This is a genomic window from Endozoicomonas sp. Z74, from assembly GCF_057680865.1.
The window spans coordinates 1-15,795 of sequence record NZ_JBLYZI010000025.1 but is presented as its reverse complement, the minus strand read 5'-3'; the positions used below and the strand labels follow the sequence as shown (position 1 = coordinate 15,795).

At 51.3% G+C, this 15,795-nt stretch carries 14 protein-coding genes; 1 reads left to right on the top strand and 13 read right to left on the bottom strand.

The features are described 5' to 3' along the window. Positions 1 to 49: 49 nt before the first annotated feature. The 10 genes from ACNRUY_RS09495 to ACNRUY_RS09450 form a co-directional block, all read right to left on the bottom strand. Positions 50 to 478 (bottom strand): type IV pilin protein, encoded by a 429-nt coding sequence (locus ACNRUY_RS09495; RefSeq protein ID WP_488111414.1) that lies wholly within the window; start codon positions 476 to 478, stop codon positions 50 to 52. After that, the gene (locus tag ACNRUY_RS09490) at positions 475 to 3,723 is read right to left on the bottom strand and encodes a hypothetical protein (protein ID WP_488111413.1); all 3,249 of its coding nucleotides are present in this window, start codon (positions 3,721 to 3,723) and stop codon (positions 475 to 477) included. Before ACNRUY_RS09490 ends, ACNRUY_RS09495 begins: the two co-directional genes overlap by 4 nt. Positions 3,724 to 3,946: 223 nt before the next feature. Further along, positions 3,947 to 4,462 carry a hypothetical protein gene (locus ACNRUY_RS09485; RefSeq protein WP_488111412.1) on the bottom strand — a complete coding sequence of 172 codons (516 nt, stop codon included), beginning with the start codon at positions 4,460 to 4,462 and terminating at the stop codon, positions 3,947 to 3,949. Between the two features lie 56 nt (positions 4,463 to 4,518). Next, on the bottom strand, positions 4,519 to 5,457 hold the full coding sequence (locus ACNRUY_RS09480; protein WP_488111411.1) for a PilW family protein: 939 nt from the start codon (positions 5,455 to 5,457) through the stop codon (positions 4,519 to 4,521). 11 nt (positions 5,458 to 5,468) lie between these two features. Beyond that, positions 5,469 to 6,026: a type IV pilus modification protein PilV gene (pilV, locus tag ACNRUY_RS09475; protein WP_488111410.1), complete on the bottom strand. Its 558-nt coding sequence runs from the start codon at positions 6,024 to 6,026 to the stop codon at positions 5,469 to 5,471. Then, positions 6,023 to 6,613, bottom strand: a complete 591-nt coding sequence (locus ACNRUY_RS09470; RefSeq protein WP_488111409.1) for a GspH/FimT family pseudopilin — start codon at positions 6,611 to 6,613, stop codon at positions 6,023 to 6,025. Before ACNRUY_RS09470 ends, pilV begins: the two co-directional genes overlap by 4 nt. Positions 6,614 to 6,893: 280 nt before the next feature. After that, positions 6,894 to 7,769, bottom strand: a complete 876-nt coding sequence (locus ACNRUY_RS09465) for an endonuclease/exonuclease/phosphatase family protein (RefSeq protein ID WP_488111408.1) — start codon at positions 7,767 to 7,769, stop codon at positions 6,894 to 6,896. Positions 7,770 to 7,828: 59 nt separating this feature from the next. Continuing rightward, positions 7,829 to 8,641, bottom strand: a complete 813-nt coding sequence (locus ACNRUY_RS09460) for a thiol:disulfide interchange protein DsbA/DsbL (RefSeq protein ID WP_488111407.1) — start codon at positions 8,639 to 8,641, stop codon at positions 7,829 to 7,831. Positions 8,642 to 8,778: 137 nt separating this feature from the next. Next, positions 8,779 to 9,354, bottom strand: coding sequence for a Uma2 family endonuclease (locus tag ACNRUY_RS09455; RefSeq protein WP_488111406.1), 576 nt, complete (start codon positions 9,352 to 9,354; stop codon positions 8,779 to 8,781). 191 nt (positions 9,355 to 9,545) lie between these two features. Then, positions 9,546 to 10,235 carry a c-type cytochrome gene (locus ACNRUY_RS09450; RefSeq protein WP_488111405.1) on the bottom strand — a complete coding sequence of 230 codons (690 nt, stop codon included), beginning with the start codon at positions 10,233 to 10,235 and terminating at the stop codon, positions 9,546 to 9,548. A gap of 200 nt (positions 10,236 to 10,435) precedes the next feature. On the opposite strand from ACNRUY_RS09450, the gene yihA reads away from it, so the two are divergent. Then, positions 10,436 to 11,095, top strand: a complete 660-nt coding sequence (gene yihA, locus ACNRUY_RS09445) for a ribosome biogenesis GTP-binding protein YihA/YsxC (RefSeq protein ID WP_488111404.1) — start codon at positions 10,436 to 10,438, stop codon at positions 11,093 to 11,095. 807 nt (positions 11,096 to 11,902) lie between these two features. Here yihA and polA read toward each other — a convergent pair. The 3 genes from polA to ACNRUY_RS09430 all read right to left on the bottom strand — a co-directional run bounded on the left by polA (position 11,903) and on the right by ACNRUY_RS09430 (position 15,792). Continuing rightward, positions 11,903 to 14,638 (bottom strand): DNA polymerase I, encoded by a 2,736-nt coding sequence (gene polA, locus ACNRUY_RS09440; RefSeq protein ID WP_488111403.1) that lies wholly within the window; start codon positions 14,636 to 14,638, stop codon positions 11,903 to 11,905. Between the two features lie 221 nt (positions 14,639 to 14,859). After that, positions 14,860 to 15,246 (bottom strand): winged helix-turn-helix transcriptional regulator, encoded by a 387-nt coding sequence (locus tag ACNRUY_RS09435; protein ID WP_488111402.1) that lies wholly within the window; start codon positions 15,244 to 15,246, stop codon positions 14,860 to 14,862. Between the two features lie 399 nt (positions 15,247 to 15,645). Beyond that, positions 15,646 to 15,792, bottom strand: coding sequence for an integrase core domain-containing protein (locus tag ACNRUY_RS09430; RefSeq protein ID WP_488110674.1), 147 nt, complete (start codon positions 15,790 to 15,792; stop codon positions 15,646 to 15,648). Positions 15,793 to 15,795: the final 3 nt, after the last annotated feature.

The window sequence follows — 15,795 nt, the reverse complement described above, 5'->3', positions numbered from 1 at the left end:
CCTCCCTCCTTACTTCCCCCTTGGTATCGGGTCTTTTTTATTTCTCTTGTTACCACTTTCCTGTTTTAGAGCCCAAAGCATTCAACGTCAGATTACCATCGGGAGCCTGGCCAGCCTGGGGAGTTGCCGTCAGCGTATAACCATCCGCACAACCGCCGGCATCACAGGCGGCACTGATAGAGTACCAGCCCTCCTCGGTAATAAATGGGTTTGCGTTTAATCCCAGCGCCCTCAGGTTTGCAGTATAGGTGTGGTTATCCAGAAAGAACTGCTCCTGTCGGCCAGCAATATTCAGCAGAGCTGCCTGGCCTTCAGAGCGTCGACCGCTCTGGACGAATTGCTGATAGCTGGGCAGGGCGATGGTCGCCAGAATCCCCACAATCACAACGGCAATCAGCAATTCAATCAGGGTAAAGCCAGGGGAAAGGTGCTGGCTTAATTTCCTATGCTCCATGTTCGTCTTTTCAAAAAACATCATTGTTCTACCCAGCCATTACGATGAATACCCAGCTCACTTTCAACGCCGCTGTAACCGGTATTGAGGTCGACAAGGTTTGATCCTTCTCCAAGTGAAACCACTGTTGCATCTCCAGGGGTTCCAACCACGGACAACAGCGAGAAACGGTCAGCCGCTTCATCTCCCCGGATGGCTGCCGCCGTATGCAGATCCACCGCATAAAAGCGGCCACTGCCCACGCCGGGTGTACACATATTGACCCCAGGTGCCTGGGAGGGGGAGTAAGTGCTGAACAGCAACTGGCCTGAATAAACACTTCCGACGGTGGTTGTTTTTTCACCCGCGGCATTGAGGTTAATGAACCAGCCCAGCTTATTATCCAGCAATGACAATGCTTCACTTCTCTCAGTGGCATCACCTTCCTGAATCGTATTGGTAGTGGCGTTATAAAGTCGGTTGTGCTTGATCACAGCAGGAGGGCTTACGCACTCATTGCAGGAGCCAAAGCGGCTGTAAAACAGGTTCTTATCCCTGAGCACGTAATAACGGTCACGGGCGGTTTCACTCAGAGGATTGGCCCGGTTGCCACTGCCCAGAACCACCGCATCGTAAGGAACACCACGGTAAATCGTTCTGACCAGCTCAGGCTGATACATAAACCGCCGGTCACCCGTGGAGTCCGGTGCAGGTCGCTCAGAAGAGCCATCAGCCCCCAGAACCGCCAGTTTAAACAGAGACCAGACCGCGCTCTCTTTATTGGGATCCTTGTCATCCAGATACACCTTGCCAATATCGATCCGGAACACATTACCACCGGTATCGGCAAAATAGACCCGGTCGGTCAGGCCATCGCCATTGCTGTCCATAGGCGCAGGAGGAGCTACCACGCTCCATTTAAGGGCGCTGTCTTCAAACTTTAAAGCATTGGATTGAGCCACATCATCCGGTGCCGTAAAGGCTTTAATCAGAGCCCCCGTTGAAGCATCCACAACAAACAGACCACGACCTTTCCGGGACAACTTTCTTCCAGTGTATTCACCATTATCACCGGTCAACGTCGTACCCAGACGATCATCGTCATTGTCAGCGTCATAGCCCGCCCCGAACATCAGGGCGTATTTATAGTAAACCGTCGTTTTTCTATTGCCCTCCGAGTCCGTTTCCAAGACCACTTGACGATGACCAGGTATCACCACCGGCACCGGAGCAGACCAGCTCTGTCCCAGCTCTTCAAACCCAGGCGTACTGTTATCAATCCGCCAGAGCAGGGTAGGAGCCGCATCCGGGTTGGACACATCCAGAGCGTAGTAGCTGTACCCACCCCGACGCATACCAAAAAACAGAATCATACGGTCGCCATCGTCTGATCTGATATTGCCATCATTGTTGTAATCAAGGCGAATTACGCTGATCTGGCCGTCCAGTCCGTAAGCATGGGGCACATCATCCCGGTTTTCGTAAAGCCTGGGCACATTAGAAGCGGTTTCTTTGGCAAAAAATGACCAATTCTCTACCACCGTATTTCCCTGATCTTTTATAAAGTGCAACATTCCATAATTGGTGCCAAACACCAGCCGAATATCAGGGTTGGTTTCGCTGTATGCGGTGTCATTCCCGTCACGGTCTCCGTAGTTCAGGGTGACGGGCCTGGAGTGAAGAATATCGCCAAGCACCCAGTCCAGAGTGTTACCGTCATCATCCAGCCCCTGAATCCAGTTGATCAGGTTGGCCGCTGTGTAATCTTCTGTCCCGTCCAGGTTAAAAAGGCCAGTATTGATATTGGCTACAGGCCCAAGGTATTCCGCTCCCAATTGATTGATAAGGTTGGTATAAAACGTTCCCCTTGTATTAAGAAGGGCTGCCCCCAGCCCACCACTGGTCACGTTGCTGCCATCATTAACGGTTCCCCAGTAAGTGCTCCGGCCATCAGCAATTCGGTTACTGCCATCATCCAGCGCGGCGTCACAACCACGATCGACTACGGTTCCCGGGGTGTGGACGTCGTTACTTGTACAGCCCGCTGTGTTGCTGTTTTTATAGACCTTGAGTTTTTTCAGGTTGCCCGTCCACCGGGATGACTCACTGGGCAAAAACATGGCGTAATAAGCGTTGTCCAGAGACTCTGTCCGGTTAAAACTGTTCACTGCCACCGCTGGAGACACAAACGTACTGGTCTGTTGCAGGATCTCTCCCAGAGCTCCCTGGAAGGCCGACGCAATATCATTAACCACGACGCAGCCGGTGGTTGAGTCTGTGTTGGAGCCAACGGTGGTATAACAAACACCGTTTCCCTTGTCCGCTGTATCTTTCAGAAGCACCTGGTCCGTGGCAAATCCGATAGTGTATGTGAAGGCTTTCTGGTTACCGGTGACCGGGTTGTCATCCAAACCACCTGACCCGGGATTGGCAAGATATTCCGCCAGTTTTGGCAGGCAGTTTTCATCCATATTGCCATTGTTTTTTTTATATCGATCGCATCGGGTAATACGATCTTCACCATTAATCTTGAGCCGTTTATCTTTTAAAATAACGCTGTTTACAGTGTCTTCCGTACTCGGCTCACCATCCGTCACATAAATGATGTAAAGATTCTGGCAGGGCTTTACCACCGGAATATCACCGTACTGATCGGTGGTTTTGTATTGCTTTCCAACAACACTCTCCAGGGTTTTATCACGGCTGTTGGTCAGGTTAGCCTTATAAACATTCCTGCCGGTAAAAAAGTTCAACACCTCATAATAAGCGCCGCATAAAGGGGTGCCCCCATCCGGGGTAAGATTATTTAAATCATTTAATATGTCAGAACCATCGGGGGAAATTCTGTGTCGAATGTACCCCCCACTACCCGCATATTTGCCACCAATAAAGGCTGACAGACCAAAGTCCACATTGGGGTTGTCATTTATCAAGTCACGGATAGCCTGCCTTGCAAGACTGATTTTGGTGTATACAGGCTTTTCATACCAATTAAGATAGTTACCACGACACCCATAAACACCGTGTTGATAAAACCACTTACACTCACTTTTTAAATAAGCATCATCAGAAGGCATACGATAGTAGGCTTCTGGGTCCGGGTAATAATCCGTTGGGTATACTCTGGATGGGTCATAAGCTACTTTTGGAGCGTCGTACCTCATACTTCCTGAAGTATCCAGCAAAATCATCACCTGGGGGCGCTGGCTGTTGCCAATATTGCCACCCGTAAACAGTTCCGTATCATCGGCTACTGCAGAGTGCCATACACTGGCCAGCGCAATTGCCATTCCCCCGGCTGAGATCAACCTCATCAGTGATTTAAACAACATTGTACGACCGTATTTTTTGTTGAATTTTCGGGTGGCCCTCACCTCTTACCCCTCACCCCGACCCTCTCCCAAAGGGAGAGGGGGTTAAAGGTACAGGTGTTACCACTTCTCCTCCGGGGTTGCCCCCCTTTACTCCCTCTCCCTTTGGGAGAGGGCTGGGGTGAGGGGTAAGAGGTAAAGGCTAAGGCACAGTCCCCACCACCACATTTCGATCACTGCTGGCAGCACCTGCCCCCTGATCCCCCAACATGACCTTGTATGTGTTCATTGCCAGAGCGGTGGCAATACCAGCACGCTCACTGGCGGCATCAATCCGATAATATTCAACATGATATTTCCCGACTCCACTGGCGGCCTCGGAGCGGGGCACATTTGGACTTGAAGAGCGATACCGGATGCTGGGGCTGGGCGGCAAAGCCGCAGTGCCGCAGGTGTGAATCAACTGATCGTCTGCCTCCAGACCAGCTTCAGGGGGAAACGGGTTATAGGGATCACGAAGACCTGAACACCGACCTGGTTCAAACTCATCCATTCCCAGAGCCACTACCTGATTCAGAGTGGACTGGGCTCCATTAAACGTAATGGCTTTAATCTCGGCATTGGCAATCATCCGTGGAGACCGGCTGCCCTGGTTGACCACAGTCACCGCAATGGTGGTCAGCATCATCAGGAACAACAGCGACGTTAGCAGGATCATGCCGGTCTGATGTTGGCCTGAGGCTGTTTTTTTTATGATTCTGAATTGGGATACCATCAGTTCAGCCCATGGTTGTATAAATTGACGGTGGTACTGGCCAGCATTCGGTGGCGCTGATCTCCGTCATCCGGATCCACCGTGATGTCTCCCATCCGATAGGTGCGTGTGTCTGTGTAGGCGGGATCATTGTCTGTGGTGGATAACAGATGGAGTTTCACACTTTTCACCCGATTCCATTGGACCTCAGACCAACCGCTGGTATCGGGAACCCCCAGATAACGGTTCACCTGACCATCGCCATTGTCGTCCATTCCCAGCACGACCCGCATAGCCTCAATGTTATTGGCTACGGCCACCTCCACCAGGGCATCATTAACCAGCCGGGTCAGCATCAACTGGTTGTCCCGCAAATAAAAAAGACTGAACTGGTATTGCCGGATTTCGGTGTCATCGGTCATGGCCGGCGCATTGGCCCCACGGAAAAAGCGGCCCTCCTGGGTACTCGCTGCGAGGTAATTGGTATCCGCCACCGGGTTTTCCACCAGGGCTCCCAGGGTTCCCCTGAACAACAGCCAGTCCGATGGCATCCCGTCGGCCACCGTATAATTCCCAGCCTGCCCGGAAGCACACCCGAGAATGTCATTGCCGGATTGCCCGGCCATCAACGCCGGAGAAGGCCTCATGGCTGCCGCCAGCCCAGAACAATCATCGGTCACGGTCAAACCGTTACGGTCAATACTGCCTGAGGACAAACCGTTGCTGTAACCGGCCGAACGCAAATCCCTGGCGATAATGGTCAGGGCGGTTCTGGCGTTATCATTAAGATTGACCATCCGGCTGCTGTCCTGCTGAAGCGCGAAGGTATTGAGATAAAGAATGGCAACACCGGAAAGCAGAAACAGTGACAGCGTCACTGCCACCATCAGCTCAATCAAAGTGAATCCCGCCTGGTGGCTACAGTCATCCATTACTTTATTGAGCGCTTTATGATTCATGGGAACTCCTGCTACCCCACCGTCGTTGCAAAGGTCATGACACGGCGCAGATCGTTGTCAGCCGCCGAACGAAAACGGGCATTACCGTCACCGCAGCCTTCATTTGCTTTATTGTCCGGTCTTGGAAAGCGACCTCTCCAGGCAATGGTCAGGGTAATATCACTGCCGTTCACATCAATGCAGGCCAGAGGCGAATTCAGCCCTCCGGCATTATTATTAGCCCCTGTTCTGACCTCAGCTCCGTATAAAGCCAAACTCCACTGCCAGAGATCAAAGGCGGCAGTCTGGGCGGGCGTGCAGCTTGAGTTGGCCTGATTACAAAGGGTGTTTGGCTGGACCGTTGCTGCGGTTATATCCTGTTCATAACTGGCCAGCCCCAATCGGTTGGCATTGACTCTGGCCAGCAAATCTTCCGACAATTGAAGGGCTATGGAACGCTGCTGCACTTCCACAATGTTTTTCTGGGACTCCACCACCAATCCGGCAATGCCCAGTAATCCCACCGAGACAATGATCAGAGCCACCAGCACTTCAATCATGGTAAAGCCCGTCCCATGACATCTTCTCATGCTTCATTATCCCCCTGGTTTGCCGGTTCCTGTGCTTCCTCGCTGCTCTCTTCATCCTCACTGCCGTCACTGGTTGCAAACAACAATGAGCTCGCCCCACCATTAGACGTGGTAATGGTTGCAGTCATGGAAGTATCACTATGGCTGACCGATACCGCACCTCCGGCAAAAAGCCCCCTGGCATCAAAACGCAACTGCGTAGCTGAAGTAATGCTAACTCCGGTAAAAGACTCCAGCTGCAAAAGGGTATCGCCATTGGCTGTAACACTGGCTCCGCCCGCCCAGCTATTGATCGGAGTAATGATGACATCTGTCCCCCGGGTGATGGCCTCGGAACGTGCAAAAGCCATCACACTCATAATGTCATCCGCCTGGGAACGCACACGGTTATTGGCGATGGACTGAGTCAGAGAAGGGAAGGCAATAGCCGCCAGAATACCGAGTACAACCACGGTGATCATCAGCTCTATCAAGGTAAAACCGGACGGTTCTTTGGAAAAGCCAATGGTTTTCCAGTCCTTTTTTTCGATTACTCTTCTGCTCGCTCTTCTTCTAACTTTTTTTGTCACTGCGGGCATAACAGACATTGACTTCCCCCTGGCGGATCCCTCCTGACGAACCCTGCTGAATAGCTATCCAAACCATGAGAACTGTCGTTTAATGATGATTCTTTATGACTTAACATGGTTTAACCGTTCGAATCTTATCCACTCCTCACAGAAAGTTTACACTCCAGCCGACAACCGGTTTGTTTTCTGGAACGAAAGGCTTCTGTCGTTCATAAAATCTTGAACGAGGTCACACTTCATACAGCTCAGGAAGGGCTCGCTCGCTTACCGTTTGATCGCTATTCTTTTTTTCTTTCGCTCAGGGCTGCTGAATAACACTACCCGGCAGCTGAATCTCAACGGCAACAGGGAGATGATCGGTGATAGGCGAGTTCACCACACCAAACCGATTCACGGTCAGAGAGGGGCTGATAAGAATGTGATCAAGGGAGCGCTTTGGTCGCCAGCTGGGGAAGGTGTTCTGGCCCCAGTGCGCCGCAAGCAGGCCAGAACCTTTGAGAGGGGAGTCATTCAATAACTGGTCCGCATGGGTGTTCATATCCCCCATCAATACAACATGGCGGTGGTTCTGGACAATCTCGCGGATATAAGAAAGCTGTATATTTCTGGCCCGTTGACTCAATGCCAGATGCATCATCACCACCGTTAAAGGTTCGTCTGTGCGACCAAAACGGGCGACAATGGCACCACGACCCGGGATCAGTCCAGGCAGTTTGTGATCTTCAAGGCTCAGGGGCTCATACCGGCTGAGCAATCCGTTGCTGTGCTGGGCCAGCTTGCCAAGGTTGCGGTTGATCTGGTGATACCAGTAGGGAAAGCGACCTTTGAGTGCCAGGTACTCGGTCTGGTTGATAAAACCACTTCTAAGGCTGCCGCCATCGGCCTCCTGCAGGGCCACCAGGTCAAACTCAGGAAGAATTCCGGCAATCCGGTCCAGGGTGTCGTTACGGTTTGAGTGGGGAAGCACGTGCTGCCAGCTTCGGGTCAGATAGTGTCGATACTGCTGGGTATTGATGCCTACTTGAATGTTAAAACTCAACAAACGGAGCGTTCGCGTATGCAAGCCGTCGGATATGCCCTGACCAGCACAGTAATTCACCTGCTCGGAACGGTATTGAGAGCCCTGGCGGTGGAGACGACGACTGATTGCACCTTTTAACGTTCGAATTGGCATAGGGGTATCACCGCCTTGGATGAAGAAAGGTCACCCCCTTTCTTCATCGTTCCTTATTTTCAACTTTTTGGCTTTTTAGCCTCAAGCGCCCTTTCCTTTTCCACTTTATCAATCAGAAAATCGGCAATAACGGGCATGTTATCCAGAGAGCGTGCCAGACCGGGCTCAACCACATAACGACCATCGATAATCAGTGCGGGAACACCATTGAGTTCATAGCCTTTAAGCCTGGAGAAAGCCTGCTGTAACTGAACATTGACACCGAAGGAATTGAACTGATCGATAAACGCTTTTTTGTCGACGCCATAACGACGATTCAGAAATTCAGCCATCTCTCCACTGTCTTTCAACAGGTTTCGCTTGTTCTGAACCTCGTTGAAAATGCCCTCATGAACCTTATCGACCAACCCCATGTTGAAAACAGTATAGTAAAGCTGCGCATGGGTCTGCCAAAGGTTGGGACCGAAGAAGCCCGGCATCTGAACAAAGCTGACATCCGCAGGCAGTGTCTTGTGCCAGCGGCTGACAATAGGCTCCAGAGAGTAGCAGTGGGGGCATCCATACCAGAAAATAGAAATCACTTCGACCTGTCCGGGAGCCACATCGGTTTTCACCGGGGTTTTCAGGGTACGGTAGTCGGTGCCATCCTTGAACTCACGGGTCACTTTTGGCCGCCTGGCTTCCGGAGCCTTTTTGGCCTGCTCTTCAGCCTTTTTCTCAGCCGCAGGCTTTTCCTGCTGAACGGCAGGCGCTTCCTGATGAGTGACAGCTGTCTTTTTCTGGGGCGCTTCTCTGGTCAGAAAGCTGATCGCCAGAAAGGCCACCAGAATCACCAGAGCCAACCCTATAAGCCCTTTCACACTTTTCGACATCGATGAATTCCTGTCATTTATCCATTCATTTTCACAGGGAAAATAACAAATGCCCCGGGTGAAAGGAAAAGTTTTTTTGTCAGGCTTTTATGAAGTTGGCAAGTTTTCTCAAGGCTTGCATGGAAGGGCGCACGGTTTCAGCCTAATCGAATGCCTTTGTATATGTCCTCAACAGGCAGAGACACTTGCAGCGATTCAAGATACAGGGATTCGGATAAACTGACCGCCTCCCTGGTATCAAATTTTCCACTTTCCCAGCGTTTCAGAGTAACTCTGTATTCCTCGGCATCAACCATCAAGTATTCACCTTTGCAGGACCTTAACGCCTCTTTATACTCAATGGCCTTGTAGGTCTGATCAATCAAACGGGTGCTTTTACTTAACACTTCGACAATTAAACAGGCGCTATCCCCGACGGTCTCAGTGGTTAGAGGATTTTTAGAGCACCGAACCCACACATCTGGGTAGCGGTAGCTCACACGTTCTGAACGGCTTATTTTCAACCGCATATCCGATGAAAATAATTCACACTCTTTTGGAATACGGCTGTGCAAGGCGCTTACCAGATTCAGAGTAATCTTGTTGTGGTTGGCTGTCCCACCCGTCATAGCCACTACATAGCCATCGTAATACTCATGGCGAATATCCGATAGCTCTTCGTATTCCAGGTACTCTTCTTCAGATTGCCATAATGCGATGTTTGTTAATTCCACGCTTGTACCTCCAGGATGAATGCCATTGAGCGCTTAGACCTGCACGGCCATCACTCCGGACTCCCCAGCTCAGGAATTACGGTCTTCTTGTTGTTAACGGCCCTCGACGTCAGCTCATCATCAGATGAAGACAAAGGGTAATGGAGAGCCCGGTTCACAAGCCCTCTCGCCCCCTGAAAAAACGGCAGTACTCAGCGCAATCCGCTGATGTAATGGGAAACAGCCTCAATTTCTTTATTACTGAGTTTCTCGGCAATGGTTCTCATGATTTTGGTGTCACCGTCATTCATGCGGTCTCCTTCACGGAAGTCCCGCAACTGCTTGGCAGTATAATCCGCCTTCTGACCGGCAATCAGAGGATAACTGGCAAGATAGTTACCTTTACCGGTGGGTGAATGGCAGCCACTGCAAGCCGGTACGCCTTTTTTCGCGTCACCACCACGGTAGAGTGACTCACCAAGAGACACGTGCTTGGGATCCGTAGCTCCCACGGGCGCTGACTGGCTTGAGTAAAAGGCGGCAATATCTTCGATATCCTGCTTCGTGAGTGAACCCACAAAAGGAGCCATCTCCGGAACAGAGCGCTTGCCTTCTTTAATTTCAGTAATCTGCTTCACAAGGTAACGCTCACCCTGGCCTGCCAGGTTCGGCCAGTTAGGCGCCGGGCTAACCCCTGTAGGTCCATGGCAGGCGGTACAGGTAGCGACCTTCCCCTTACCTGCAGCTGCATCCCCTTTGGCAAAGGCTACGCCTGTTACCCCCAACGAAATTACCAGACTGAGAATGACTTTCTTCATTAACCTGACCCAGTTACGGCGTTTGCCTCGATTGGCTGTTATTATTCGTCTGACCTGTGGGCTTTTATTATCGATCGTTGTCATTCATCCGCCGGATGAAGGCTGTTTCACAACAGCTTTTAACAACAGTTTTGCCACAGGTGACATGACTGCATGTGCCTAGAACGTCGATAGTATAAACTACTCAACCCACAACCGGTATAACCTGAGCTGCTTGAATCCGGACACCGTGTTGATGACCATAGATTCTTTCTTTATGAAAGCCAGGACTCTCTGAACCACCCATGACCGACAACAAACCCTCTCTCAACTACCGGCATACCGCATTTTACAAAAGTGCAGCACGGCTCAGCCAATGCCCACCGAACGAAGGACGGGAGGTCGCCTTTGCCGGCCGCTCCAATGCCGGAAAGTCCAGTGCGCTCAACGCCCTGACGGGCTCCAACAAGCTGGCCAGAACCAGTAAAACACCGGGCAGAACCCAGCTGATCAACTTCTTCACCGTCACAGAAGATATTTATTTGGTGGACTTGCCTGGGTATGGCTATGCCAAAGTCCCGGAAGCCATGAAAAAAGAGTGGCAGCACCATATGACGGACTACCTGGAGCGGCGGGAGCCCCTGGTCGGCCTTGTGCTTCTGATGGACATCCGCCACCCCATGAAAGAGTTTGACCAGATGATGCTCAATTGGAGTGTCAGTGCCAACATGCCTCTGCACATTCTGCTGACCAAGTCTGACAAACTGAAGCAGGGAGCCGCCAAGCAGGCTCTGAATAAACTGAAACAGGAGCTTTCCCGTTTTCCCCAGGTCAGCATTCAGCTGTTTTCCTCTTTGAAAAAAACCGGCGTTGACCAGCTGGCTTCCCGGCTGGATGAGTGGCTGCTTGCTCCCGATCCGGAAGAAGAGTGGGATGAAACAGCCCCCGAAGAAACATCTTCCTGAAGGGCTCGCCTGAACAAGTTATCCTTGGCTCTTGGCAAAAGGTTCTGGGTGTGAGTAGGCTGACTTTTACCCTCCCCCAGCCCCTCTCTCCCAGAAGGAGAGGACTTTTAAATATGTGCACCGCCCAACTCCCTCTTGGAGAGGGTTTGGGTGAGGGAAAACGGTTCAGGGCGGAAAAATCGAGAAGCCAGAATCCAGTGGGCAAAAAAAACCGGTCACCAGGGGAGAATGGAGACCGGGCAATAGACCAACACTAAAAACACAGAAAACAGGAGACAGGTCTGGGTTTGCCTGGGCCTGTATTCAGAGCGGGGAACCTTGATCACTATTCCCTGCCTAAATAAAAAAGTCGGCACAGCCTGGTAAAACTTCATAACGTACAGGTAAAAAAAAACCGATAGCCAATGGGGGAAGCTACCGGTTTACGTGCAGTGACCTAAGGGGGAGTAGTCACTGCGAATTTTTGCCAACACTAAACACACAAGGAGTATCCGCAAGTAACGCCAACACATTTTCGCTACTCACATATACTCAGACAGTGCTTTCTGTGAAAAGTTCCCGGGAATTTCAAAAAAATTTAATTTTTTCTTCCAGGCAAAAAAAAAAACCAGTATCCGGGGGAGGGATACTGGTCACATACGACCTGCCACTGGGGGAAGCAACAGGTCGTGAACTTAATTTGCCAACACTAAACACACAAGGAGTAACTGCAAGCAGCGCCAACACATTTTCGCTACTCACATATACTAAGACAGCACTTCTTGTGAAAAGTTCCCGGGATTTGAAAAAAAATTAAAATATTTTTTCTCAGTGCGCCTCGTCCCAGTTATCACCGACTCCAGCCTCCACCAGCAGCGGGACATCCAGAGAGGCCGCCTCTGCCATTTTTGCCTTTACGCCGTTGACCAGGGCATCCACCTGGCCCTCAGGAACTTCCAGCACCAGTTCATCGTGAACCTGCATGATCATCCGGGCGTCCAGGTTGTCACTGCGTAACCAGTGATCCACCAGAGACATCGCCCGCTTGATAATATCTGCAGCTGTCCCCTGCATGGGGGCATTAATGGCTGTTCTCTCCGCCGCCTGGCGACGCATACCATTACGGGCGTTGATCTCAGGAAGATACAGACGGCGACCAAACAGTGTCTCTACGTAGCCTTTTTCCCTTGCGAACGCCTTGGTCTCATCCATATAGCGAAGCACCCCGGGATAGCGTTCAAAATACAGGTCGATGTATTCCTGGGCCGACTTTCTTGAAACCCCCAGCTGTTTGGCCAGGCCAAAGGAGGACATGCCGTAGATCAACCCAAAATTAATGGCCTTGGCACTGCGACGTTGATCGCTGTTGACATCGTCCAGAGCCACGCCAAACACTTCTGCTGCCGTCGCCTTGTGAATATCCAGCCCCCTGGCAAAGGCATCCAGCAATCCCTGGTCCCGGGACAAGTGAGCCATGATTCTCAACTCAATCTGGGAATAGTCCGCAGCGACCAGCTTAAAACCTTCCGGGGCAATAAACGCCTGACGAACCCGACGCCCCTCGAGGGTGCGGATGGGAATATTCTGAAGGTTCGGATCAGAAGACGACAACCGTCCGGTGGCAGTGACCGCCTGATGATAGGAAGTATGGATACGCCCGGTTTCACCGTTGATCATCTGGGGCAACTTGTCCGTATAAGTGGACTTCAGCTTGCTCAGGCTGCGGTGCTCGAGAATCAGCCGGGGCAGGGGATAGTCCAGGGCCAGTTCCTGAAGTACCTCTTCCGCCGTGGAAGGTTGACCCTTTGGTGTTTTCTTGATCACCGGCAGTTCCAGCTTTTCAAACAATATTTCCTGGAGCTGCTTGGGAGAGGAAAGGTTAAACGGCTGGCCCGCCTGATCGTGGGCGGACTTCTCAAGCTCGTCCAGGCGAACTCCGATTTCCTGGCTCTGCTGACCAAGAAGCCCACCATCCACCAGGGCTCCGTTGCGCTCAATGCGGGAAAGAATATCCACCAGCGGCATTTCAATGTCGTGGAACACCGTTTTCAGGCGCTCATCCGCCTCCAGCTGAGGCCAGATAGCGTTGTGTAACCTCAGGGTGATATCCGCATCTTCCGCCGCATAAGGCCCGGCCTTTTCCAGCTCAATCTGGTTGAAGGTCAGCTGTTTGACCCCTTTTCCGGCAATGTCCTCATACTTGACCGTCTTATAGCCCAGGTACCGATCCGCCAGGGCATCCATATTGTGGCGGGTAGCCACCGAATTCAGGACATAGGACTCCAGCATGGTGTCATAAGCGATCCCCTTGAGATCAATCCCATAGCGGGCCAGCACACTCTGGTCGTATTTGAGGTTTTGCCCCACCTTCTGTTTTCCGGAATCCTCCAGAAGCGGCTTCAACTTTTCCAGAACCCAGTTTCTGTCCAGCTGGGCCGGAGCACCCAGGTAGTCATGGGCCACCGGCACATAGGCCGCCTTCCCTTCCTCAATGGCGAAGGATACGCCCACCAGTTCTGCGACCATATAGTCAAGGCTGGTGGTTTCCGTATCAAACGCAATCAGCTCTGCTTGCTGAAGCTGTTCCAGCCAGCCCAGAAAAGCAGGTTCATCGGTGACAATGCTGTACTCGCCCTGTGCTGCTGTTTCAGACGGTTCGCCATCCTCTGAACCCTCACCTTTCTCCAGCTCTGCAATCATTGTGCGAAATTCAAATTCCCTGAACAGCTCCAGAAGGCGGGCGCTGTCCACCGGCTCCATGGTGAGGGTATCCACGGAAACCGGCAGCTCTACATCGGTTTTGATGGTGGCCAGCTCCCTTGAAAGCAACACGATGTCCCGGTGCTCGTTGAACTTGTCGGCAAAATTCTTACTGCCCCGGAACCCCAGTGCTGGCACCTCATCCAACCGCTCTGCAATGGCATCAATGCTGCCAATCCCCTGAAGCAACGCCAGGGCTGTTTTCTTGCCGACGCCGGGCATCCCGGGAATGTTGTCGCTGGAATCCCCCATCAGGGCCAGATAATCAATAATCAGGCTGGCCGGAATTCCAAACTTTTCCTCAACGCCTTTCTCATCGGTAAAGGCGTCGTTCATGGTATCAATCAGGGAAACATGCTCGGTCACCAGCTGGGCGATGTCTTTATCGCCGGTGGAGATAATGGTGTTGATCTGTTTTTCCGTGGCCTGCCGTGCCAGGGTTCCAATCACATCATCCGCTTCAACCCCCTCCACCATCAGCAGGGGCAGCCCCAATGCCCTGACAATCTGGTGGATGGGTTCCACCTGGGAACGCAAATCATCCGGCATCGGCTTGCGGGTTGCCTTGTATTCGCTGTACATGTCGTGGCGGAAATTTTTACCCTTGGCGTCAAAAATCACCGTAACCGGGCTCTTCGGATACTGACGCATCAGGCTCTTCAGCATGTTGGTCATCACCCGGATGGCACCCGTAGGGCGGCCATCGGCGGTTCTCAGGTTGGCGCGCTCCGAGGCATGAAAGGCCCGGTAAAGGTAAGATGAACCATCTACGAGTATGAGTGGGGCACTGGCTTGTTCAGACATCGGCGACACTTTTATTGGGTACAGTACGGGGTCAGGGATAGACTATTTCCGGCGTTATCTGACATCAGTGCACCGGGCAATCTGTCATTGTAATGGATTTACCGGTATAGGCGCTATAAAGCCGCTGAGTCACAACGGTCGCGCCTGGCTGGTTGAAATAAAGACTGTACAAAGGAAGAAGTGAAGAAAAAAACGATGCCCCCGCCATTTATTTTCACCGCCTACTCCCCAGCTTCCTCATCGTATTGCTGGCGTGCTTTACGGATATCGCTGTGATGATCCCCCGCCCAGGATACTAATTTCCAAACAGAAGCGGATAAGCCTTTGCCCAACTCGGTCAATTCATATTCCACTTTTACAGGAACCTGTGGATACACAGTACGCAGAACAAAACCATCACGCTGTAAATCCCGAAGGGTTTGCGTCAGCATACGCTGTGAAATGCCTTCTATGCGGGATTTAAGGGAGTTAAAGCGGTCCGGGCCATCGACCAGTGCAAACAGAATCAGAATCGACCACTTATCACCAATCTGAGCGACCACATCACGGATAGGGCAATCTTCACTATTCCTGAAACTCCGCCTTTCACTGCCTGCTTGTGAGCCCATCGCGCATTCCCATAGGTTATCAAAAGGTAACTTAGCAACTATATAGTGCCTTCTTGTGAAGTAACACTTAACAGAATAACCTAGTATACAATAGTAACCAACATTAAAAATAAACACTTAAAGGCATAGGCAACGATATGACACAGTCTCTTTTAAACAAGGCTCTTTCCCGGTTTGCTTCTGATAATCCAGAACCCGTTGTTGATCCATTTGCACCACAGTTTGTAAAAGTAGGAAAATTCAATATTCGCTTCCTGCGCAGCGAGAAGCCCAATGCCCCTGTACTGCTGTTACTGAATGGCCTGCCCCAGAGCATTCGTATGTGGGAATATGGTGGACCCCATTGTCTAGACCACAAGATCCACTTTTTAAGTTATGTTCCGACTGTTGTTGAAGTCCTCAGCCAAAGTGTATTGCCTGAGGTGTTTTATAGTTCAGTGATTGATGTAGCCTTTCAGTATTGTAGAACTGGAAGTATTTTTCCAGCCCTTGGTACAGCTCGGCTACCGTTCTGAATTCGTTTAAATAGAGCCACTCATATTTCACAGA